Below are 20893 nucleotides of genomic sequence, written 5' to 3'. Positions count from 1 at the left end.
CCCATGAACCCCGCCTGCACCACCATCGATCACGTCTTCACCGTCCCCCTGGACCACTCCGCCCCCGACGGGGAACACATACAGGTCTTCGCCCGCGAGGTCGTCGACCCGGCCCGCGCGGGCGAGCGGCTGCCCTGGCTGCTCTTTCTGCAAGGCGGTCCGGGCGGCAAGTCCCCCCGCCCGTCGGCCGGTTCACCCGGCTGGCTGGACCAGGCACTCCAGACCCACCGGGTGCTCCTGCTCGACCAGCGCGGCACCGGCCGTTCCACCCCCGTCACCGCCCGAGCCGCCGCCCGGTTCACTTCCCCCGACCAACTCGCCGCATATCTGGGCCACTTCCGCGCCGACTCGATAGTGGCCGACGCCGAACTGATCCGCCGTGAACTCTGTCAGGACGAACCCTGGGAGACCCTCGGCCAGAGCTACGGCGGCTTCCTCACCCTCACCTACCTCTCCCGGGCACCCGAGGGCCTCCGGGCCTGCTACGTGGCCGGTGGTCTGCCCGGCCTGACCGCCACCGCCGACGAGGTCTACGCCCGCACTTACCCACGGGTGCGGGACCGCGTCCTCGACTTCTACGCCCGCTACCCCGACGACGCCCGCCGCCTCCGCCGGATCGCCGATCTCCTCACGGCCACCGAGGTGCGGCTGCCCGACGGGGACCGCCTCACCACCCACCGGCTGCGCACCCTCGGCCTCGCCCTCGGCATGGGCGACGGCTTCGAACGACTCCACTGGCTGCTCGACGAATCCCTGGACGCCGACGGCGAGTTGACCGACACCTTCCTCCACCAGGTGCGCAACCTGACCGGCTTCACCGACAATCCGCTGTACGCCGTGCTTCAGGAGACGCTCTACGGGCAGGGCACCGGCCCGACAGGCTGGGCAGCCGCCCGGGCACTCGACGGCTTCGCGGAGTTCGACGAGGAGGCGGACCCCCTCCTCCTCACCGGAGAAATGATCTACCCCTGGATGTTCCGGGAGATCACCGGCCTGCGACCCTTCGAGGGCGCTGCCCAGCTGCTGGCCGCACGTACCGACTGGCCCCCGCTGTACGACCCCCGGCGCCTCGCCGCCAACCGGGTCCCCCTCGCCGCGATCGTCTACCACGACGACATGTATGTCGACGCGGAACTCTCCCTGCGCACCGCGCGCGAGGTCGGCGCCACCCGCGTCTGGGTCACCAATGAGTGGGAGCACGACGGCGTCACCGCCTCCGGGGGCCGGGTACTGGCCCGCCTGATGGACCTGGCCGCGGGCCGCGCGTAACCCCGCACGCCCGTCCGCGCCCACCACTCCTTCTCCTGCCACTGCCTCCGATGGGAGAGCCATGCCCGCCCTGCCGACCCGCCTGCGCCCCCTCGCCGCGGCCTTCGCCCTCCTCGCCGGCCTCGCGCCCCCGGCCACCGCGACCGCCGCCACCCACCCCAACTCACCTGCGCCCGCCGCGGATTGTGCGCTCCCCGGCAAGACCGGCTGGACCGACGAGGGCCACGACACCGACCGCACCCGGTTCCAGCGCGCCGGCGGCGTCCACCGTGTGCTGACCCTCTTCGTGGACTTCCCCGACGCCCCGGCCACCGATTCGACGGACGCCTACGCCGCCCACCTCGCCCCGGCCGCCGCCTGGATGAGCCGCGCCAGCTACGGCCGCTCCCGGCTCGCCCTCCGCTCACTGCACCGCTGGATCCGGATGCCTGCGGACTCCACCTCGTACGGCTTCACCCGCGGCCTCACCTTCGAGGCCCACGAGAAGTACCTGCGCGACGCGATCACCGCCGCCGACCCCTTCGCGGACCTCTCCCGGTACGACATGGTCTACGTCGTCCCCGCGAAGGCGGCAGCCGCGATCTCCTTCTCCCCGACCTACCTCTACGACCCCGCCACACCCGGCGTCACCGCCGACGGCCGCCGCATCAAATGGGCCGTCACCTTCGGTCAGGACATGTGGCGTTGGGGGCACAAGGTCGCCGCCCACGAGACCGGCCACACCTTCGGCCTCCCCGATCTGTACTCCTTCACCGGCGCCACCCACCAATACGCCGGCGGCTGGGACGTCATGGGCAACATCGCCGGCCCCGCGCCGCAGTACCTCGGCTGGCACTCGTGGAAGCTCGGCTGGACCCGCGACGCCCAGGTCGCCTGCCTGCCGCGGACCGGACGCCGTTCGGTGCGGCTCTCCCCGGTGGAGCGCCCCGGCGGAACCAAGATCGCCGTACTGCGCACCGGCGAGACCACGGCCTATGTCGCCGAATCCCGCCGCGCCGAGGGCAACGACCAGGCCGCCTGCTCCACCGGCGTCCTGCTCTACAAGGTCGATTCCGCCACCCTGACCGGCGAGGGCCCGATAAGGATCATCAATGCCCACCCGGCCACCGATCCGCCCACTGGCTGCACCCCATTGGACCTGGCCGCTCACACCCCCGGCCAGACCTTCACCGACCCGGCCACCGGAGCCCGCATCGAAGTCCTCGCGGGCGGTCCGACGGGCGACACGGTGCGCATGAGCAAGGGGTGAGGGCAGGGGGGAACGGGTCAACCCCCATGCGCAGGGCCGGAGTTGCGGCCGCATACAGGGCCGGCAGCGAGGCTCCCGCCGATCTGACGCGTCATGGCCGCTGCCCGACTCGCGCTACTGCTGCGGCGGCCCGGCCAGGGCGTGCAGGACGGTGTTGTACCGGTCATCGAAGTCGATACGGGTGATGTCGTCGTAGTGGAAGGACGACGGTGTGGCGGCCCAGCGGGCTCTCGGGTTGACCTCCAGCAGCTTGAGCCGCTTCTTTCCCCTGCGGACCGGTGCGCCGATGTACACCGCGCCGGGGTTCAGATCCTCTTCGAAGACCGCTATCAGGTGGTAATGCCTGCTCACCGACTCCACCAGGGACCGGACGTCCGTCAGTGCGAGTTCGCCACGCGGCTCCGGGGGCGGCCAGGGGCCGTGCCGCTGTAGCCAGCGCGCCGTGAGATCGCGCGAGCCCCGGCGCTGGACCTGCACGATGTCGCGGGTTCTGAGCGCCACGAAACCGTCCAGGGCGAGACGGCCGCACTCCGCGATCAGCGTCCATGAGGGGGTCGCCTCGATCACGAACCCCTCCAGCTCGTCACTGTCCGGAAGGGCGCGCACGAGACGCGTGAACTGATGTTTCTCGGCGGCCTCTTGCAGCTGCCGCCGGATCTCCTTGGCCATGGTGGCCATACTCCTCGCCGTATGCGCCGGGCACCATTCGTTTAATGCCCCGAGGCGCCGTGCACCGGATCCAACAGCGCTTCCTGCCAAGGCCGTTGGTGCCCAGGCGAAACCGGATGCTCAGGTCTGGCTGAGATTTCCCCTGCGCGCGGGCGGCGTTTCGTATGCTCGCCATACGCACTACTTCGAACGGAGGACCGATGAAAGCCACCCTCAGTCGTGTGGCCTTCCGTGCCACGTCTTTCCTGCTGCACGGGCGCCGGCCGCGACTCGATCACCCCGACTCGCACCGGGCCGGCCGGGCCGACCAGCACGCGGGTGTGATCGACCACTACATTCCCTCGGTCCCCGGGGGCAGCGGAGGACTGTCCGTACGCTGACCGCGTCACCGCTTACCGGAAGGACGCCGCCTGGGGCGCCGCACGCAGGCCCGGCCTGTGGCGGACCCTGGGGGCTTCGAGGCCGAACTGATCGAGCACCCGGTCCACCGTGTGGCCGACGAGGTCGTCGACGGTCTGCGGGCGCTGGGAGAAGGCCGGCATCGGCGGCTGGATAACCGCGCCCCTCCGGGAGAGCGCCAGCATGTTCTCCAGATGGATGTCGTTCAACGGCGTCTTACGGGGCACCAGGACCAGCTTGCGGCGCTGCCGGAGCGTGATGCCGGCCGCGCGGGAGATCAGGCCGTCCGTGCAGCCGGCGCGGATCAGGGCCAGCGTCGTCATGCTGCACGGGATGATCGCCATGCCGTGCACGGGGAAGGCGTCGGAGGAGATGGCCGCGCCCAGGTCCTCCGGGGGGTAAGTGACGTCCGCGAGCGCGGCCACCTCCCGGGCGTGGCGAGAGGTCTCCCATTCCAGCGTGCTGCGAGCCCAGCGGCTCATGACCAGATGCACCTCGACCCCGCCGTGATCCCGCAGCCGCTCCAGCAGCCGTACGCCCAGCACAGCGCCGGTCGCGCCGGTGATGCCCACCACGAGGCGCAGCGGTGCGGACGGGGATGCCGCGCCGGTCATGCGCCGCCTCCCGGGAGGCAGTTGCCCTGACGGGATGTCACGGGCAGGGCGGGGGCATCGGCAGGTACCGGGCAAGGAGGTGAGGCGAGAAGGGTGTTGCCCTGTCCGTGCATGAAGTTTCCGCTCGGTAGGGGTCATCGGCATGAGGTCCCGCGGATCCATCCTGCGGTGTCGCCCTTGCGGCATCCTGCTCCGGCCGCTGACCTGCCCTTGCCGAGGGCTGTGTGCTCCTTGCCGGAACCTTGCCGATGGCTGATTTCGACGACTGGAGGGAGCCCGCCGACTGTGCCAAGATCACGTTTTCGGGACGACATCGTCCCCTTTCGGGCCGCAGACCGTGGCCAGCACGTGTGAGAACGATTGAGGCTCCTGATGTCCGCAGCTCCCCTGCCTGGCCCGCACCCGCCAGCGGAAGCCTCCGGACCTCTTCTTCGCGTGCTGGGGCCTATGACGGCGCGGCACGACGGACGGGACCTGCCGCTCGGTCCGCCCCGCCGCCGGGCCGTGCTCGCCCTGCTGCTCATCCGGCTGGGCCGGGTCGTCCCCACCGACGTGCTCATCGAGGAACTCTGGCGGGACGAGCCGCCCCGCCGGCCGGTGGGCGCGCTCCAGAGCCATGTCTCCCATCTGCGCCGGGCACTGGACGTCGCGAAGGGGCCGGGCGAACCGTCCTTGGTGCGCCACCGCACGCCCGGCTACGTACTGGGCCTGGCCCCGGAGCAGAGCGACGCGCACCGCTTCGAGCACCTGGTCACGGAGGGACGCCGGCTGCTGGGGCGGCGGGACGCGACGGCGGCCCGCGACCGGATCGCCGAGGCGCTCGCCCTGTGGCAGGGCTCCCCGTACACGGAGTTCTCCGCCCACCCGGTGCTCCTGGACGAGCGCGCCCGGCTCGAACAGTTACGGCTCACGGCCGTCGAGACCGGCGCAGAGGCCCGGCTCGTCCTCGGCGCGGCCGAAGAGGTGGCGGCCGGACTGGCGCAGGAGGCACGCCGTCACCCCGCCCGGGAACGGCTCATCGGTCACCTGATGACGGCCCTGTCGCAACTGGGCAGGCAGGCCGAGGCGCTGGAGCTGTACGAACGGACCCGCAGCCATCTCGCGGAGGAGTTCGGCGTCGACACCGCGGCCGAACTCCAGCGGATACGCACCGCCATCCTCCGGCAGGAAACCGTCATCCTGCGGCAGGAAACCGCCATCCTCCGGCAGGAACTCGACGACGGCCCGGCCGCCGAACCGGCCGCGCACCCTGCCGCCCGGCCTGCCGTGGCGGTGTCTCCGCCCGAGCCCACCCCGGACGTAGCCGAGCGGCCGGCCCCGCCCGGTGCGGGCGCCGACACGACGGAGTCCGCGGGGCCGTCCCTGTTCGCCGGCCGCGCCCGCGAACTGCGCCTGGTGACCCGGGCCGCCGCCGCGGCCCGCGACGGACACGGGCATGTCGCCTGCGTCCTCGGCCCCGCCGGGGTCGGCAAGACCCGCTTGCTGACCGAGCTCGCCACGTCCCTGAACGCGTCCGGCGACGCTCCCGACGTGGTGTGGAGCCACTGCTTCCCGGGGGAGGGCGTACCGCCGTACTGGCTCTGGGCCCAGGTCCTGCGCGGGCTGTCGGTCACCCGTCCGGACGCCTTCCGTGCCGCCTGCGCACCGCTCGAAGCGCTACTGGCCCCGGTGATGCCGCGCCATCCGGCCGGCACCGTCGAGCGGTCGGAGCCCGACGGCGACTGGGGCCATGCCCGCTTCCTCACCCATGACGCGGTCTGCGAGGTCCTGCTGCAACTGGCCGCCGCCCGCCCGCTGGTGCTGCTCCTGGAGGATCTGCACTGGGCCGACGCCGCCTCGCTGGATCTGCTCAGGCTGCTCGTCACCCGGCGCCACGACCGTCCGCTGAGCATCGTGCTGACGACCCGTCAGCCCGAGATGGAGTCCGACGCGTCCCTGCGCCGGGCACTCTCGGAGGTGCTGCGCGGGCCCCGCACCGAGACCCTGCGGCTGGGCGGACTCTCCCGGCAGGCCATCGCCTCCCTCGTCGAGGCCCAGGCCGGGCCCGGGGTCGGCTCCGATGTCGTCAAGGTGCTCCACGAGCGCAGCGGCGGCAACCCGTACTTCGTCACACAGCTGCTGACCCTGCTCGGCGATGTCCGCCGGCTGCACGAACCGGGGGCCACCGAAGTGCTCCTCGCGAGCGTTCCCTCCGGGGTCCGGGACGCGCTGCGACAGCGATTCACGGCCCTGCCCGAACCGGTCCTCCGCGTGCTGCACCTGTGCGCCGTTATCGGCATAGAGGTCGACACCCGCCTCCTGGCGCGCACGGCCGGGCCCGACGAGCCCGTCGGCGCCGCCCTGGAGGCGGCGATCGCAGCGGGACTGCTGGCCGAGGACCCGCACCGCCCCGACCGCCTGCACTTCGCCCATGCGCTGGTGCGGGAGACCCTCACCGACGAACTGGACCGGCAGGCACGCCACCGGCTGCACGCCAGGGTCGCCGAGGCGCTGGCCACCCGGCGCCCGGGAGACGAAGCCGGGGGAGCGGAGGCCGAGCGCCTCGCCCACCACTCCTGGCACGGCCGGTCCGAGCTCCCGGCCGACCGGCTGCTGCCCCGCCTGCTGCGCGCGGCCGAGGACGCCGAACACCAACTCGCCTACGAGCAGGTGGAGATCTGGCTGCGCCGGGCCGTGCACCTGGTAGGCGCCCTCCCGCCCGATGACCAGGAGACGCTGCGCCTGGAACAGCGGTTGCACATCCAGCTCGGCCAGGTGCTGGCGACGACCCGCGGCTACGGCGCGGCCGAGGCGGAGGCCGCGCTCAACCGGGGCCGGGCGCTCGGCACCGCGCTCGCCGCCCCCGAGGACCCCTCGGTGCTCTGGGCCCTGTGCGCGGCGCAGCTGGTCACCGGCCGGTACGACGGATCCCTGCGGTACTCGGGGCTGCTGCGCCAGATCGGCCGACGAACCGGCGATCCGGTCGCCCTGCTCGGCGCCGCCTACGGCTCGGGCATCGTCCTGCACGTCCGGGGCCGGCTGCCCGAGGCGCTGGCGAAGCTGGAGGAGGGCGTGGCGACGGCGGACCGCTTCGCGCACCAGGCGCTCACGCTCGCCCGCACCTTCCAGCACGACCCCCGGGTCTCGTGCCGCTCCTACGACGCGTTCACCCACTGGCTCCTCGGCGACCGCACCGCCGCCGCCGAGCGCCGCCGCGAACTGCTGCTTCTGACCGAGTTCGACAGCCGGCCCTCCGACCGGGCCTTCGCCCTCTACGTGGACGCGGTCATCGCGGCGTGGGAGGGCGACGTGGACACCGCCGGGCGGTCCGGCACCGAGGGCACCGGCCTGGCCGAGGACCACGGGTTGCTCTACTGGAAGGCGATGCTCAGCCTCCCCGAGGGCTGGGCCCGGACCCACTCCGGTCATGCGGAGGACGGCCTCGCCCAGATGCGCACCGCCCTCGCTGAACTGGGCCGCTCCCGGACCCACTTCCGCCTGCCCCTCCACCTCGGCCTCCTCGGCCAGGCCGAGTACCTGGCCGGCGACCCGGAGGCCGCCGCCCGGACCTTCGGCAGACTCGCCGCCGCGGTCGAGCTGCGCCGCGAACATGTCTATCTCCACCCGGACCTGCCGGCCACGGGGCTGCTGCACGCGCTGTCGCCGCGGCAGGTCCCGGAAGGTATCTGAGCGGCGGGCCCGGCCGGTCCGCGGGCGTCACGGTCCAGCCGGCCCGGCGCAGCGCGGTGGCGGTCCGGTCAGTCGAGGTCGGTCGCCACCCCCGAGAGAGCGGCCGGGTTCCTCGCCAACGCGGCCACATTGCGCGGGCACCGCATCCGTATGCCGAAGTCCGCGCCGTACGGAGCCTCGTCGTCCGGGTCCTCCGGATCGGGCCTTTGACATGAGGGTGGTTGGCCAGGACTGACTGGATCCTGTGGATCACCGGGGGGAGGCAGAAGCGCCCTGGTATGTTGCGCCGATGTCAGCGATCAAAAAGTTCCAAGTCACCTTTGACTGCGCAGAACCTGAGCGCCTCGCTCGCTTCTGGTGCGAGGTGTTGGGGTACGTCGTACCGCCGCCACCGGAGGGGTTTGCCACTTGGGACGATTTCAAGTGCTCGCAGCCACCTGAGCAGCGGGATTCATGGTTCGCTTGCAGTGATCCCTCAGGTGTGGGCCCGCGTCTGTACTTCCAGCGCGTCCCCGAAGGGAAGGCCGCCAAGAACCGGGTGCATCTTGATGTGCGGGTCGGCACCGGACTCGTGGGGAAGGAGCGCCTCGCCGCACTTGAGGCCGAATGCGCACGACTGGTCCCGCTCGGCGCGGTACATGTGCAGACGCTGTATGACGGCGAGGATTCGTGCATCCCGATGCTGGACATCGAGGGCAACGAGTTCTGTATCGACTGAGCATGCTCCGAGCCGGAGGGGTGGGGAACTGCCTCCCTTAGTTCTTCGACTAACTGCCGCGGGCTCAGCTCGGTGCACGGGGCCATCCCGGATGGCTCCGATGCCGTGATGAGACCAGGCACGGCAAGATCGTGACACCGAGAGCAGCCGTTACCGGACAACCCTTAGGGGGTGGAAGAACCCCCGGAGATTAGGGGGCGGTTACGGGTGTGATGGCGCTGGGGGCCCAGATAGCTTTCCCATGCGGGGGCATCGGCCGCGACTCCTCGGAGGAACTCGAATCCTCGGAGGAAGGGCGACGTCCTTGTGCGTGATGCCGCCGCGGGTCACTGACCGTTCGCCGAACTCGTTTCGAGGAATGCCATGTCACGTCCTCCTTCCCGCCGGGCCCTGCTGGGTACCGGGATTGTCGGCGCTGCTGCCGCGCTGACCGGCACGCTGCCGACCGGTACGGCGGCCGCCCAGCCATTGGGTACGCGGTGGAAGGAGGACGAGGGACAGAGATATTCCGTGCCCGGGCTGAAGCGGCCGGTGCGGATGACGGTTGATGTCTGGGGTGTGCCGCACATTTTTGCCGACAACGTCGGTGATCTGTTCCAGGCACAGGGCTTCAATGTCGCCCGGGAGCGGCTTTTCCAGATCGACACCTGGCGGCGGCGGGGTCTGGGCCGTTTCAGCGAGGTGCTGGGAGCCTCCTACGTCGAACAGGACAGGGCCGCGCGGCTGTTTCTCTACCGCGGCGAGATAGCGGCGGAGTGGGCGAGTTACGGTCCTGAGGCACGCGAGGCGGCAACGCGCTTCGTCGCCGGGATCAACGGCTACCTCGACTGGCTCGCTGACCACCCCGACGCCATGCCAACCGAATTCCAGAAGCTGGGCTACCGGCCCGCGCGTTGGAGTCCGGAGGACGTGGTGCGCATCCGTACCCACGGAATCGGGAACAACCTCAGTTCGCAGGTCGCCCGTGCCCGGCTGATGAGCGTCGGAGGGAACAAGGCGAGCGACTACTTCCGCAAGCTGGAGCCCGAGCACACGGTACAGGTGCCCGAGGGACTCGATCTGGACCTCATTCCCGCCGATGTCCTCGGGGTCTACAGCCTGGCCACGTCTCCCATGGTGTTCGCGAACGGCACCTTACGCAGAATGTCGGAGGGGCAGAACGCCCTGCGGGAGACCGCGACCGGCAGCAATGCCTGGGCAGTGGCACCGACGCGTACGGCGACCGGCCGGCCGATCCTCGCGGGCGATCCACACCGGGAGGACTACACACTGCCCGCCAACCGCTATATCGCCCATCTCAGCGCTCCCGGGCTGAACATCATCGGTGCCGGTGAACCGTGGAATCCCGGCATCAGCATGGGCCACAACGGCAATGTCGCGTTCGGTCTCACCAATCTCCCCGCCGACCAGGCGGATCTCTACGTCTACGAGCTCGATCCGCACGACCACAGCAGATACCGCTACCGCGACGGCTGGGAAAAGCTGACCACCGTCACCGAAGAAATACCGGTGGCCGGCGCCCAACCCCGCCAGGCTCAGCTCTCGTTCACCCGGCACGGCCCGGTCGTCAAGATGGACGAAAAGAACCACAGGGCCTACGCGGTGCGCACCGTCTGGACGGAACCGGGCACCTCGCCCTATCTCGGCAGCCTCAACTACCAGCGAGCCGAGAGCTCGCGCGAGTTCGTCGAGGCGATCAGCACATGGAAGACTCCCGGCTCGAATCTGGTCTACGCCGATACCAAGGGCGACATCGGCTGGGTTCCCGGAGCGATCCTTCCGAAGCGCATCGGCCGAGGGTATGACGGCCGGCTTCCGGTGCCCGGTGACGGGCGTTTCGAATGGGACGGTTTCTACAAGAACGCCCAGCTGCCCACCTCGCACAATCCGCGGTCGGGCTTCTTCGTCTCGGCCAATGAGTACAACTTCCCCGCCGGCTATCCGACGCCCACATACGAGTGGCAGCCGGCCCACCGGAAGGACCGGATCCACGAGGTCCTTTCCCAGCAGCGACGCACCTCCCTCGCTGACACCTTGGCGCTCCAGAACGATGTGAAGTCGGGAGTGGCCCGGCAGTTCCTGCCGTATGTGAAGAAGCTGAGTTCGACCGACCCGACGACCGCCAAGGCGCTGCGGCTGCTGTCCGGTTATGACGGCGTCGCCGATAAGGACTCGGCGGCAGCGGCCCTGTTCGAGACCTGGGTCATGCGGTTCCTGTATCCCGCGTGGGCCCAGCTCCTACTGCCGAAGCCGGCCGCCGATCAGCTGGTGGGCTTCAGTATCGATCTCGATCTGCGCCTCATGAACGACTCATTCGTCCGCCCCGACGACTGGTTCGGCGCCAACGGCACGCGAAAGCGGGACGAACTGCTGCTCGGCACGCTCCCGAAGGCCTACACCGAGGTCGCCTCGAAACTCGGCGCCGACGAGACCGCGTGGCGGTGGGGCGCGATGCACATCCACGTCTTCATCCACCCGCTCGGCGGCCCGAACGTGGGCCCCACCGAGAGAGGCGGCACCTTCGACACGGTCTCCGCCTCGTACTTCCACTACCCCGAGTATCCGTACGCGGAAGTCGTCGGCGCCACCTTCAAGATGGCCATCGACGTCGGCGGATGGGACAACTCACGCGTCATCAACGCCCCGGGCCAGTCCGGCGACCAGCGCAGCAAGCACTACAGCGACCTCCACGACAAGTGGAGCGCGGGGGAGTACTTCCCGCTCCTGTACAGCGAGCAGGCGATCGAGCGCAACGGCGGGGTGAGGATTCTCCTTGAGCCGTAGCGGTGGGGGTGGTGGGTCACCTTGTCCGTCCACCGGGCCCCACCGGACCCCACCGAGCCGCACTGGACCTCCTCACTGAGCCCCCTGGCCCAAGGCCCCCGACCCCGCACCTCACCCGACCAGCCCCCGGCGCCGCCCGGCCGAGTCACCCACCGGGCGCCGCGGGCCCCGGCAAGCGAGGCTGCTGTGTGGAGGTAGGTCATGGAACAGGTGACAGCGGACGTGTGCGTCGTGGGTGCCGGGTTCGCGGGGCTGGCGGCCGCGCGGCAGCTCGTCGAGGCCGGGCGTGAAGTCGTGGTGCTCGAGGCCAGGGACCGGGTGGGCGGACGGGTGTGGAACCGGGAGCTGCCCGACGGCACGGTGGTGTCCGCGGGCGGGACCTGGCTGGGAAAGGGGCAGGAACGGATGTTCCAGCTCTGCCGCGAGCTGGGGCTCGAGGTCTACCCGCAGTATGACGACGGCGATCACCTGGTCTGCCTCGACGGGCGCAACCGCCGTCACCGCGGCATCCCCAAGACCGGCCCGGCGGCACTCGCCAGCCTCGGGTGGGCGTTCCTGCGCCTGAACCTGATGGCGCGGCGGCTTCCGAAGGACGCTCCCTGGCAGGCGCCGCGCGCACGGGCCTGGGATGCCCGCACGCTCGGGCAGTGGCTCTCCCACCCGCTCAACGTGCCCTCGGCCACCGCCCACACCCTCCTCAAGTCGACGATGGATCTGCTGTTCTGCGCCGACCCGGCGGAAGTCTCACTGCTGGGCGCGCTCGTCCTGGCACGCGGCGGCGGGAGCAGCGGCTTTGGCTACTACACCGACACCCGCAAGACGGAATCCCACCTCGTGGACGGCGGAGCCCCCGAACTGGCCCGGCGGATGGCCGCGCGCCTGGGCGCGGCGGTCCATCTGTCCAGCCCGGTCCGTCGGATCGTCCAGAACACGTTCGACGTAGAGGTCGCCTCCGACGCCTTTGCCGTACGGGCACGACGGGTCATCGTGGCCACTCCGCCCGTGCTCGCCGGCCGGATCTCCTACGATCCGCCGTTGCCCGCCGACCACAGCCACCTGCGGCAACGCCTGGTGCCCGGGGCGATCATCCGGGTGCACACGCAGTACGCCGAGCCGTTTTGGCGGGGCCAGAAGCTGTCGGGCCAGACGCTCGCGCCGCAGTCGCCCGTGCCGATCACCATCGACCAGACACCCCGTTCGGGGGAGCCGGGTGTGCTGAGCAGTTACGCGTTCGGGGCCGGGGCCGTACGGCTGGGCCGTCTGGATCCCAAGGAGCGGCGGGACATCTGGCTGGACGCGCTCGCCGCACGTTTCGGACCGGAGGCGCGCCGTCCCACCGCGTATCTGGAGACCGACTGGTCCGAGCAACCCTGGTCGCTGGGTGGCATGGTCGCCCACTTCCCGCCGGGCGCCCTCACCAATTACGGCAGCGCGCTGCGCGAGCCCGTGGGCCGGATCCACTGGGCGGGCACGGAATCGGCGACCTTGATGCACGGCCTGATGGAAGGCGCGGTGCGCTCCGGCGAACGGGCGGCCCGCGAAGTCCTGACGGCGAACTGACCGCCGTCCTCCGCGTTCGGGGCCGTCGAACTGACCACCGTCCGCATCCGGTGCCCGCACTGCGCCATCTGGCTCCCGCGGCGGGCAGGGAGCCCGGCCCCATGAGGTGATGGGAAAGCCGCCTTCGCGCGGGAGCCGTCGGAGTCAGTCAATGAAGGAGTGCGTGATGGCTGTTTGTGAGGTCTGCGGAAACGACTACGAGATGGCCTTCGAGGTCCACGCGGCGGGTGCGGTGCACACCTTCGACAGCTTCGAATGCGCCGCTCACCGGCTCGCGCCCATCTGTGACAACTGCGGCTGCCGCATGCTCGGCCACGGCCTCCAAGCCGGCGGCAAGTTCTTCTGCTGCGCTCATTGCGCACGCATCCAAGGTCATTCCGACCTCGCCGACAACGTCTGAACCGTCTTCGCGGACAAGGAGAACCTGCCAGCCCTTCTCCTTGCCTTTTCAACGGAACCTCGCACAGCCGCACCGGAGTTGCTCTACCGTCGACTCCGTACCAGGGTGAGCCCGGTGGGCGACCATCCTCCGGACGCGGCGTGCGCCCGGACCGGGGGAGACCGGATCGCGCCGCCGGCCCACGCGGCTGTCGGTTTGAGGAGTCAGTTCATGGCGGAGACGACCGTGACCATCGCTTCGCCGGGCGGCTTGCGGGTGCGCCCGGCGTCGCGGATCGCGCAGGAAGCAAAGGGCTACGTCTCGGACATCAGGTTCCTGGTCGATGGCAAGGAAGCCAGCGCGAAGAGCCTGTTCAGCCTCCAGATGCTGGAGATGAGTCACGGCAAGGAGATCGTCATCGTCGCCAAGGGGCACGATGAACAGACGGCCGTGGAGGCCATGGCGAAGCTCGTCGAGTCGGTTGTCATGTAGCAAGCCGTCCAGAAGGCTGCGTTGTAGTGCTCTCGACCCACGCCGCCCCGGGCAAAGCCAGGAGCCGCCCGGATTGTGGAACCGGTCGGCTCTGATGTCGCGCGCCGCGCCCTTTGGGCGTGAACTGGTAGTTGCATGGCCGCGGCGCATGGATCCGCCCGGCCGTGGAGACGACATCCAGCAGACGGCGAACGAGAGGCTGCATCATGCCTGCGGGTTCGAGCAAGAAACGTGAGCGGCAGTACGAGCACATCAAGGAACAGGCCGAGGAGCGGGGCACCTCCCAGAAGCGGGCGAAGGAGATCGCCGCGCGCACCGTCAACAAGGAACGGGCCCGTTCCGGCGAGGCGAGGTCGGCGAGCAGGACCTCCCTCCGAGACCCGAAATCCGCCCCACAGCGTGGCGGTGAGCGCTCCCACAAGGGGCCCCAGGGACCCACCAAGGACCAGCTCTATGAAGAGGCCAAGAAGAAGAACATCGACGGCCGTTCCCACATGAACAAGGAGCAGCTCCGCAAAGCCGTCGGCCGCTGAACCGACGCAAACCATGACCGGCACCGCACCGGCATCCCGCCGGCACACCCTCCGCAGGCCGCAAAACCGCTGGCTGCGCGGCCCCTTTCCGCTCTACCATCCACGAGCATGATCACTCGCAGGGAAGACGGCTACGAGGTCGCCACCGACCCGGACCGGCTCGATATCGACCTGGTGCACCACTGGCTTTCGACCGACGCGTTCTGGGCTCTGGGCCGCAGCCGTGAAACGGTGGAACAGTCCATCCGGGGATCGCTCAACTTCGGCCTCTACGACGCCGGCGGCGCCCAGGTCGCCTACGCACGTGTGGTCACCGACCTGGCGACGTTCGCCTGGCTCTGCGATGTCTATGTCGCCCCCACGCACCGTGGCAAGGGTCTTGGCACCTGGCTCGCTGCCGCGGTCCGTGACCACCTGGCGCCCTACAAACTCAAGCGGACGCTGCTGGCCACCCTCGATGCCCACGAGGTCTACGCCAAGGTCGGCTTCGTGACGGTCCCGGATCCCGAGCACTTGATGATCATGAAGTCTGCGCACTGAGGCCCACCCTCATGGCTGGGCCTCAGTGCGCCGCGGCGCCGTGCTGACGTGAGAGCCGCCGGGGCCCCGGTCAGCTGCCGACGTAAGTCGCCAGGTGCTCGCCGGTGAGGGTGGAGCGGGCGGCGACGAGGTCGGCGGGGGTGCCCTCGAAGACGATCTGGCCGCCGTCGTGGCCGGCGCCGGGGCCGAGGTCGATGATCCAGTCGGCGTGTGCCATGACCGCCTGGTGGTGCTCGATGACGAGCACCGACTTGCCGGAGTCGACGAGCCGGTCGAGCAGACCCAGCAGCTGCTCGACATCGGCGAGATGCAGGCCGGAGGTCGGCTCATCGAGCACGTAGACGCCGCCCTTCTCGGCCATGTGGGTGGCCAGCTTGAGCCGCTGCCGCTCGCCGCCGGACAGCGTGGTGAGCGGCTGGCCGAGGTGGAGGTAGCCGAGCCCGACGTCGTCGAGCCGCTTCAGGATCCGGTGGGCCGCCGGTGTGCCCGCCTCGCCGTCACCGAAGAACTCCTCGGCCTCGGCCACCGACATCGCCAGCACCTCGCTGATGTCTCGGCCGCCGAGACGGTACTCCAGCACCGCTGCCTGGAACCGCTTCCCTTCGCAGTCCTCGCAGGTGGTGGCGACACCGGCCATCATCGCCAGGTCGGTGTAGATGACGCCGGCGCCGTTGCAGGTGGGGCAGGCGCCCTCGGAGTTGGCGCTGAACAGTCCCGGCTTCACTCCGTTGACCTTGGCGAACGCTTTGCGGATCGGGTCGAGCACCCCGGTGTACGTCGCCGGGTTGCTCCGTCGCGAGCCACGGATCGGAGCCTGGTCCACCGACACCACCCCTGCCGAGGACGGGAGGGAACCGTGGAGCAGCGAGCTCTTGCCGGAGCCCGCCACACCGGTGACCACGCAGAGCACTCCGAGCGGGACGTCCACGTCGACATTGCGCAGGTTGTGCGCGGTCGCGCCGCGGATCTCCAGCGTGCCGGTGGGCGTCCGCACCGTCTCCTTGAGGCCGGCCCGGTCGTCGAGATGGCGGCCGGTGATGGTGCCGCCGACCCGCAGCCCCTCGACGCTGCCTTCAAAACAGACGGTGCCGCCCGCCGTACCGGCACCGGGGCCGAGGTCGACGACATGGTCGGCGATCGCGATCGTCTGCGGCTTGTGTTCCACGACGAGCACCGTGTTGCCCTTGTCCCGCAGCCGCAGCAGCAGGTCGTTCATCCGCTGGATGTCATGGGGGTGCAGGCCCGCGGTGGGCTCGTCGAAGACATAGGTGGTGTCGGTGAGCGAGGAGCCGAGGTGGCGGATCATCTTGACGCGCTGCGCCTCGCCGCCGGAGAGCGTGCCCGCCGCCCGGTCGAGCGAGAGATAGCCGAGGCCGATCTCGACGAACGACTCAAGGGTCTGATGCAGCGTCGTGAGCAGTGGTGCCACCGAGGGCTCGGAAAGGCCGCCGACCCATGTGGCCAGGTCTCTGATCTCCATCGCGCAGGCGTCCGCGATGCTGATCCGCTTGATCTTCGAGGACCGTGCCCCCTCGCTGAGCCTGGTGCCCTCGCACTCGGGGCAGGTGGCGAAGGTGACCGCCCGCTCCACGAACGCCCGGATGTGCGGCTGCATCGCCTCCTTGTCCTTGGACAGGAACGACTTCTGGATCTTGGGGATCAGCCCCTCATAGGTGAGGTTCACCCCCTCGACCTTCACCTTGGTCGGCTCCCGGTAGAGGAAGTCCTGCATCTCCTTCTTGGTGAACTTGCGGATCGGCTTGTCCGGGTCGAGGAGACCCGACTCGGCGTAGACCCGCACGGTCCAGAAGCTGTCGGACTTCCAGCCGGGAATGGTGAACGCGCCCTCGGCGAGCGACTTGGAGTCGTCGTAGAGCTGGGTCAGATCGATGTCGGAGACCGTGCCCCGGCCCTCGCACCGCACACACATGCCACCGGTGCGGGAGAAGGTCGCCTTCACCGCCTTCTTGGCACCGCGCTCGACGGTGATCGCACCGCTCGCCCGGACCGAGGGGACGTTGAAGGCGTAGGCGCTGGGCGGGCCGATGTGTGGCTTTCCGAGCCTGCTGAAGAGGATGCGCAGCATGGCGTTGGCGTCGGTGGCGGTGCCGACCGTGGATCGGGGGTCGGCACCCATCCGCTGCTGGTCGACGATGATGGCCGTGGTCAGCCCTTCGAGGACGTCGACCTCGGGCCGCGCCAGCGTCGGCATGAAGCCCTGCACGAACGCGCTGTACGTCTCGTTGATCAGCCGCTGCGACTCCGCGGCGATCGTATGGAACACCAGCGAGCTCTTGCCCGAGCCGGAGACACCCGTGAACACCGTCAGCCGGCGCTTCGGGATCTCGATGCTGACGTCCCTGAGGTTGTTCACCCGCGCGCCGTGCACGCGGATCAGATCGTGGCGGTCGGCGACGTGGGCCGCAGGCGACTGCGCGTCCGTCCTCGGGGCCATGCTCATCGTGTCTCCATCTGTTACGCGGGGCCGCTGCGGCGGTGGTTGTCGGCGGGCTCGGATTGCGGTGCGGGGCCGGGGCCTTGCAGGGGTGGTGAGCGGTTCTTCTGTTGCGGCTGGTGGAGGTTTTGGGGGTCGGCGGGGGCGGGCCCGGCGCCGGGGTGGGGGAGTCGGTGCCGCCGCCCACGGCTACGTCCTCCGTGCCCACCCCGGGCTTGTAGGGGCCAGTCAGCGCCCGCCCGACGAGCCGACTTCGGGCCGCTCCTGGATCCGGATGAGGTTGCCCGCGGGGTCGCGGACGGCGCAGTCGCGGATGCCGTAGGGCTGCTGGGTGGGTTCCTGGACGATCTCGGTGTCGCCGGCTTGCAGTCGTGTGAAGGTGTCGTCGAGGTCGGGGGTGGCCAGCAGGATGGCGCCGTAGGTGCCCTTGGCCATCATCTCGGTGATCGTGCGGCGTTCCTCGTCGGTGACGCCGGGATCGGCGGCCGGCGGGGTCAGCACGATGGAGGTGCCGGGCTGGTCGGCGGGGCCGACGGTGATCCAGCGCATCCCCTGGTAGCCGACATCGTTGCGGACCTCGAAGCCGAGGGTGTCGCGGTAGAAGCCGAGGGCGGCGTCCGGGTCGTCGTGCGGGAGGAAGCTTGCGTGAATGGTGATGTCCATGGCAGTCACGCTAGAGCCGGGGCGGGGCCGGCGCTTCTCGATTCCTGATCGGTCTGGTGATCTGCTTCGCCACGCAGGACGGCATACCCGCGGTCGCCTGCGCGGCCTCGCGCCGGTAGACGCTGGGCGGCACGCCGACCAGTTCGGTGAAGCGGCTGCTGAAGGTGCCCAGTGAGGAGCAGCCGACGGTGAAGCAGACGTCGGTGACGCTCAGGTCGCCGCGCCGCAGCAGCGCCATCGCGCGTTCGATGCGGCGTGTCATGAGGTAGCCGTAGGGCGACTCGCCGTAGGCGCGCTTGAACTGGCGGCTGAGATGTCCGGCTGACATGTTCACACCGCGCGCAAGGGCCTCGACGTCGAGCGGCTGCGCGTACTCACGGTCGATCCGGTCACGGACCCGGCGCAGCCGCGCGAGATCGCGCCGGTGCTGCTCCGGGTCGGCTTTGCTGGTCACTCACGAGATCGTGCCATGTCGCACCGGGGTTGCCCAGTGCCGCTGATCGCTGGGCGGCGGGTCAGGCGCCGGAGGTTCCCCGGCCGGGGCGTCCGGGCCGGCCGGTGCGGTGCGTACCGCCCGGCCCGGACATCACCCTCAGACCAGGTCAAAGCGGTCCAGGTCCATCACCTTGCTCCATGCCGCGACGAAGTCGTGCACGAACTTCTCCTTGGCGTCATCGCTGCCGTAGACCTCGGCGAGGGCGCGGAGTTCGGAGTTGGAGCCGAAGACGAGGTCGGCGCGGGTGCCGGTCCACTTGACCGCGCCGGTGGCGGCGTCGCGGCCTTCAAAGGTGCTGGAGTCTTCGGAGGTCGCCTTCCACGTCGTGTTCAGATCGAGAAGGTTGACGAAGAAGTCGTTGGTCAGGGTCTCGGGGGCGGTGGTGAAAACCCCGAGCGAGGACTGCTGGTGGTTGGCGCCCAGGACGCGCAGGCCGCCGATGAGAACGGTCATCTCGGGGGCGCTGAGGGTCAGCAGATTGGCCTTGTCCAGCAGAAGGTGTTCGGCGGGCAGGCGGTTGCCCTTGGCGACGTAGTTCCGGAAGCCGTCCGCGGCGGGTTCCAGAGCCGTGAAGGACTCCACATCGGTCTGGTCCTGGGACGCGTCGGTACGGCCCGGGGTGAACGGGACCTCGATATCGAGGCCGGCGCTCTTGGACGCCTGCTCGATGGCCGCGCCGCCGGCGAGCACGATCAGGTCGGCGAGGGAAATCTGGACGACGCCCTGGTGGGAGCTGTTGAAGGACTGCTGGATGCCTTCCAGGGTGCGCAGGACCGCGGCCAGCTGGTCGGGGTCGTTGGCCTCCCAGCCGTTCTGCGGCTGGAGCCGGAGGCGTGCACCGTTGGCGCCGCCGCGCTTGTCACTGCCGCGGAAGGTCGAGGCCGACGCCCAGGCGGCGGACACCAGCTGGGACACCGACAGGTCCGAGGCCAGGATCTGGCCCTTGAGGGCCGCGATGTCCTCGGCACCGACGAGGGGGTGCGTCACGGCGGGCAGCGGGTCCTGCCACAGCAGTGTCTCGGCGGGGACCTCGGGGCCGAGGTAGCGGACGGCCGGGCCCATGTCGCGGTGGGTGAGCTTGTACCAGGCACGGGCGAAGGCATCGGCGAACTCATCGGGGTTCGCCAGGAAGCGACGTGAGATCTGCTCGTAGGCCGGGTCGGTCCGCAGCGCGAGGTCGGTGGTCAGCATCGTGGGGGCGTGCTGCTTGGCGGGATCGTGGGCGTCGGGGACGGTGCCGGCTCCGCCGCCGTCCTTGGGCCGCCACTGGTGCGCGCCCGCCGGGCTCTTGAACAGTTCCCATTCGTAGCCGAAGAGGATCTCGAAGAAGCTGTTGTCCCAGGCTGTCGGGGTGTTCGTCCAGATGCCTTCGAGGCCGCTGGTGATGGCGTCGCCGCCCTTGCCGGTGCCGAAGGTGTTCGTCCAGCCCAGGCCCTGCTCCTCGAGCGAGGCGGCCTCCGGGTCGGGGCCGACGTGCTCGGCGGGGCCTGCGCCGTGCGTCTTGCCGAAGGTGTGGCCACCGGCGACGAGGGCGACGGTCTCCTCGTCGTTCATCGCCATCCGGCGGAACGTCTCACGGATGTCGCGGGCCGCGGCGAGCGGGTCGGGCGTGCCGTTCGGGCCTTCCGGGTTGACGTAGATCAGACCCATCTGGACCGCGCCGAGCGGGTTCTCCAGCTGCCGGTCACCGCTGTAGCGCCGGTCGTCGAGCCAGGTGGTCTCGGGACCCCAGTAGACGTCCTCCTCCGGCTCCCAGACGTCCTCCCGGCCGCCGCCGAAACCGAAGGTCTGGAAGCCCATCGTCTCCAGCGCGACATTGCCGGCCAGGATCATCAGGTCGGCCCACGACAGGCTCTGGCCGTACTTCTTCTTGACCGGCCACAGCAGACGGCGGGCCTTGTCGAGGTTGGCGTTGTCCGGCCAGCTGTTGAGCGGGGCGAAGCGCTGCTGGCCGGCTCCGGCACCGCCGCGGCCGTCGCTGATGCGGTAGGTGCCCGCGCTGTGCCAGGCCATCCGGATGATGAACGGGCCGTAGTGACCGAAGTCGGCCGGCCACCAGTCCTGGGAGGTGGTCAGCACCTCGGCGAGGTCCCGCTTCACGGCCGGCAGGTCCAGGCTCCTGAACGCCTCGGCGTAATCGAACTCCTCGCCCAGCGGGTTCGCCACCGCAGGGTTCTTGGCAAGGATCTTGAGGTTGAGCCGCTCCGGCCACCACTGGCGGTTTCCACCGCCCTGCGTCGGGTGGAGCGCGCGCCCATGGGCGACCGGACAGCCGCCGGCCTCCTCGGGCTCGGGGTCGGTGACGATGGCGTCGTGGTTCTCAGACATGGGAATCCTTCCGGGCTGGGCGGATCACATTGCTCAGGAACTGCGTACGGTCAACGGCCGGGCACGGGCCCGCTGT

The 20893-nt window shown here is 70.0% G+C and carries 17 protein-coding genes; 11 read left to right on the top strand and 6 right to left on the bottom strand.

Annotation, left to right across the window (positions count from 1 at the left end; all coding sequences use genetic code 11):
- The first annotated feature begins 3 nt into the window (after nt 1–3).
- Together AC3EUV_RS21255 and AC3EUV_RS21250 are read left to right on the top strand one after the other, a co-directional pair.
- Complete coding sequence (locus AC3EUV_RS21255) at nt 4–1269, top strand: alpha/beta fold hydrolase (RefSeq protein ID WP_435603593.1); 1266 nt, start codon at nt 4–6, stop codon at nt 1267–1269.
- A 61-nt stretch (nt 1270–1330) separates the two neighbouring features.
- On the top strand, nt 1331–2518 hold the full coding sequence (locus AC3EUV_RS21250) for a M6 family metalloprotease domain-containing protein (RefSeq protein ID WP_435603592.1): 1188 nt from the start codon (nt 1331–1333) through the stop codon (nt 2516–2518).
- 114 nt (nt 2519–2632) lie between these two features.
- Here AC3EUV_RS21250 and AC3EUV_RS21245 read toward each other — a convergent pair whose 3' ends face one another.
- The gene (locus tag AC3EUV_RS21245) at nt 2633–3187 is read right to left on the bottom strand and encodes a hypothetical protein (RefSeq protein WP_435603591.1); all 555 of its coding nucleotides are present in this window, start codon (nt 3185–3187) and stop codon (nt 2633–2635) included.
- 200 nt (nt 3188–3387) lie between these two features.
- Here AC3EUV_RS21245 and AC3EUV_RS21240 point away from each other — a divergent pair, with 200 nt between their 5' ends.
- Complete coding sequence (locus AC3EUV_RS21240; RefSeq protein WP_432142297.1) at nt 3388–3567, top strand: hypothetical protein; 180 nt, start codon at nt 3388–3390, stop codon at nt 3565–3567.
- 12 nt (nt 3568–3579) lie between these two features.
- Here AC3EUV_RS21240 and AC3EUV_RS21235 read toward each other — a convergent pair whose 3' ends face one another.
- Nucleotides 3580–4170 carry a UbiX family flavin prenyltransferase gene (locus AC3EUV_RS21235; protein WP_432142446.1) on the bottom strand — a complete coding sequence of 197 codons (591 nt, stop codon included), beginning with the start codon at nt 4168–4170 and terminating at the stop codon, nt 3580–3582.
- 477 nt (nt 4171–4647) lie between these two features.
- On the opposite strand from AC3EUV_RS21235, the gene AC3EUV_RS21230 reads away from it, so the two are divergent.
- The 8 genes from AC3EUV_RS21230 (at nt 4648) to AC3EUV_RS21195 (ending at nt 14875) form a co-directional block, all read left to right on the top strand.
- Entirely contained in the window at nt 4648–7869 is a 3222-nt protein-coding gene (locus AC3EUV_RS21230; RefSeq protein WP_435603590.1) for an ATP-binding protein, read from the top strand.
- A 289-nt stretch (nt 7870–8158) separates the two neighbouring features.
- Nucleotides 8159–8587 (top strand): VOC family protein, encoded by a 429-nt coding sequence (locus tag AC3EUV_RS21225; protein WP_432143503.1) that lies wholly within the window; start codon nt 8159–8161, stop codon nt 8585–8587.
- A gap of 363 nt (nt 8588–8950) precedes the next feature.
- On the top strand, nt 8951–11371 hold the full coding sequence (locus tag AC3EUV_RS21220; RefSeq protein WP_435603589.1) for a penicillin acylase family protein: 2421 nt from the start codon (nt 8951–8953) through the stop codon (nt 11369–11371).
- Between the two features lie 201 nt (nt 11372–11572).
- A complete protein-coding gene (locus tag AC3EUV_RS21215) occupies nt 11573–12931 on the top strand; it encodes a flavin monoamine oxidase family protein (RefSeq protein ID WP_432143501.1) in 1359 nt (452 codons plus the stop codon).
- Nucleotides 12932–13097: 166 nt separating this feature from the next.
- On the top strand, nt 13098–13331 hold the full coding sequence (locus tag AC3EUV_RS21210; protein WP_432143500.1) for a hypothetical protein: 234 nt from the start codon (nt 13098–13100) through the stop codon (nt 13329–13331).
- Nucleotides 13332–13541: 210 nt separating this feature from the next.
- On the top strand, nt 13542–13802 hold the full coding sequence (locus AC3EUV_RS21205) for an HPr family phosphocarrier protein (protein ID WP_432143499.1): 261 nt from the start codon (nt 13542–13544) through the stop codon (nt 13800–13802).
- Nucleotides 13803–14008: 206 nt separating this feature from the next.
- Nucleotides 14009–14335 (top strand): plasmid stabilization protein, encoded by a 327-nt coding sequence (locus AC3EUV_RS21200; protein ID WP_432143498.1) that lies wholly within the window; start codon nt 14009–14011, stop codon nt 14333–14335.
- Nucleotides 14336–14443: 108 nt separating this feature from the next.
- Nucleotides 14444–14875 (top strand): GNAT family N-acetyltransferase, encoded by a 432-nt coding sequence (locus AC3EUV_RS21195; protein ID WP_432143497.1) that lies wholly within the window; start codon nt 14444–14446, stop codon nt 14873–14875.
- A 70-nt stretch (nt 14876–14945) separates the two neighbouring features.
- Here the strand turns inward: AC3EUV_RS21195 and AC3EUV_RS21190 are convergent, their stop codons facing one another.
- The 4 genes from AC3EUV_RS21190 to katG all read right to left on the bottom strand — a co-directional run bounded on the left by AC3EUV_RS21190 (nt 14946) and on the right by katG (nt 20817).
- A complete protein-coding gene (locus tag AC3EUV_RS21190; protein WP_435603588.1) occupies nt 14946–17336 on the bottom strand; it encodes an ATP-binding cassette domain-containing protein in 2391 nt (796 codons plus the stop codon).
- A 222-nt stretch (nt 17337–17558) separates the two neighbouring features.
- A complete protein-coding gene (locus tag AC3EUV_RS21185; protein ID WP_432143495.1) occupies nt 17559–17993 on the bottom strand; it encodes a VOC family protein in 435 nt (144 codons plus the stop codon).
- Nucleotides 17994–18003: 10 nt separating this feature from the next.
- A complete protein-coding gene (locus tag AC3EUV_RS21180) occupies nt 18004–18447 on the bottom strand; it encodes a helix-turn-helix transcriptional regulator (protein ID WP_432143494.1) in 444 nt (147 codons plus the stop codon).
- A 138-nt stretch (nt 18448–18585) separates the two neighbouring features.
- The gene (katG, locus tag AC3EUV_RS21175) at nt 18586–20817 is read right to left on the bottom strand and encodes a catalase/peroxidase HPI (protein ID WP_435603587.1); all 2232 of its coding nucleotides are present in this window, start codon (nt 20815–20817) and stop codon (nt 18586–18588) included.
- Between the last annotated feature and the right edge of the window lie 76 nt (nt 20818–20893).

Source organism: Streptomyces sp. bgisy130 (assembly GCF_057708345.1).
Note: the sequence above shows the minus strand (reverse complement) of the source record. Positions and strands in the feature narration are given on the sequence as shown.

Coding starts and splice junctions, on each gene's coding strand:
- AC3EUV_RS21255 (WP_435603593.1), top strand. CDS start 4: ATGAACCCCGCCTGCACCACCATCGATCACGTCTTCACCGTCCCCCTG.
- AC3EUV_RS21250 (WP_435603592.1), top strand. CDS start 1,331: ATGCCCGCCCTGCCGACCCGCCTGCGCCCCCTCGCCGCGGCCTTCGCC.
- AC3EUV_RS21245 (WP_435603591.1), bottom strand. CDS start 3,187: ATGGCCAAGGAGATCCGGCGGCAGCTGCAAGAGGCCGCCGAGAAACAT.
- AC3EUV_RS21240 (WP_432142297.1), top strand. CDS start 3,388: ATGAAAGCCACCCTCAGTCGTGTGGCCTTCCGTGCCACGTCTTTCCTG.
- AC3EUV_RS21230 (WP_435603590.1), top strand. CDS start 4,648: ATGACGGCGCGGCACGACGGACGGGACCTGCCGCTCGGTCCGCCCCGC.
- AC3EUV_RS21225 (WP_432143503.1), top strand. CDS start 8,159: ATGTCAGCGATCAAAAAGTTCCAAGTCACCTTTGACTGCGCAGAACCT.
- AC3EUV_RS21220 (WP_435603589.1), top strand. CDS start 8,951: ATGTCACGTCCTCCTTCCCGCCGGGCCCTGCTGGGTACCGGGATTGTC.
- AC3EUV_RS21215 (WP_432143501.1), top strand. CDS start 11,573: ATGGAACAGGTGACAGCGGACGTGTGCGTCGTGGGTGCCGGGTTCGCG.
- AC3EUV_RS21210 (WP_432143500.1), top strand. CDS start 13,098: ATGGCTGTTTGTGAGGTCTGCGGAAACGACTACGAGATGGCCTTCGAG.
- AC3EUV_RS21205 (WP_432143499.1), top strand. CDS start 13,542: ATGGCGGAGACGACCGTGACCATCGCTTCGCCGGGCGGCTTGCGGGTG.
- AC3EUV_RS21200 (WP_432143498.1), top strand. CDS start 14,009: ATGCCTGCGGGTTCGAGCAAGAAACGTGAGCGGCAGTACGAGCACATC.
- AC3EUV_RS21195 (WP_432143497.1), top strand. CDS start 14,444: ATGATCACTCGCAGGGAAGACGGCTACGAGGTCGCCACCGACCCGGAC.
- AC3EUV_RS21190 (WP_435603588.1), bottom strand. CDS start 17,336: ATGAGCATGGCCCCGAGGACGGACGCGCAGTCGCCTGCGGCCCACGTC.
- AC3EUV_RS21185 (WP_432143495.1), bottom strand. CDS start 17,993: ATGGACATCACCATTCACGCAAGCTTCCTCCCGCACGACGACCCGGAC.
- katG (WP_435603587.1), bottom strand. CDS start 20,817: ATGTCTGAGAACCACGACGCCATCGTCACCGACCCCGAGCCCGAGGAG.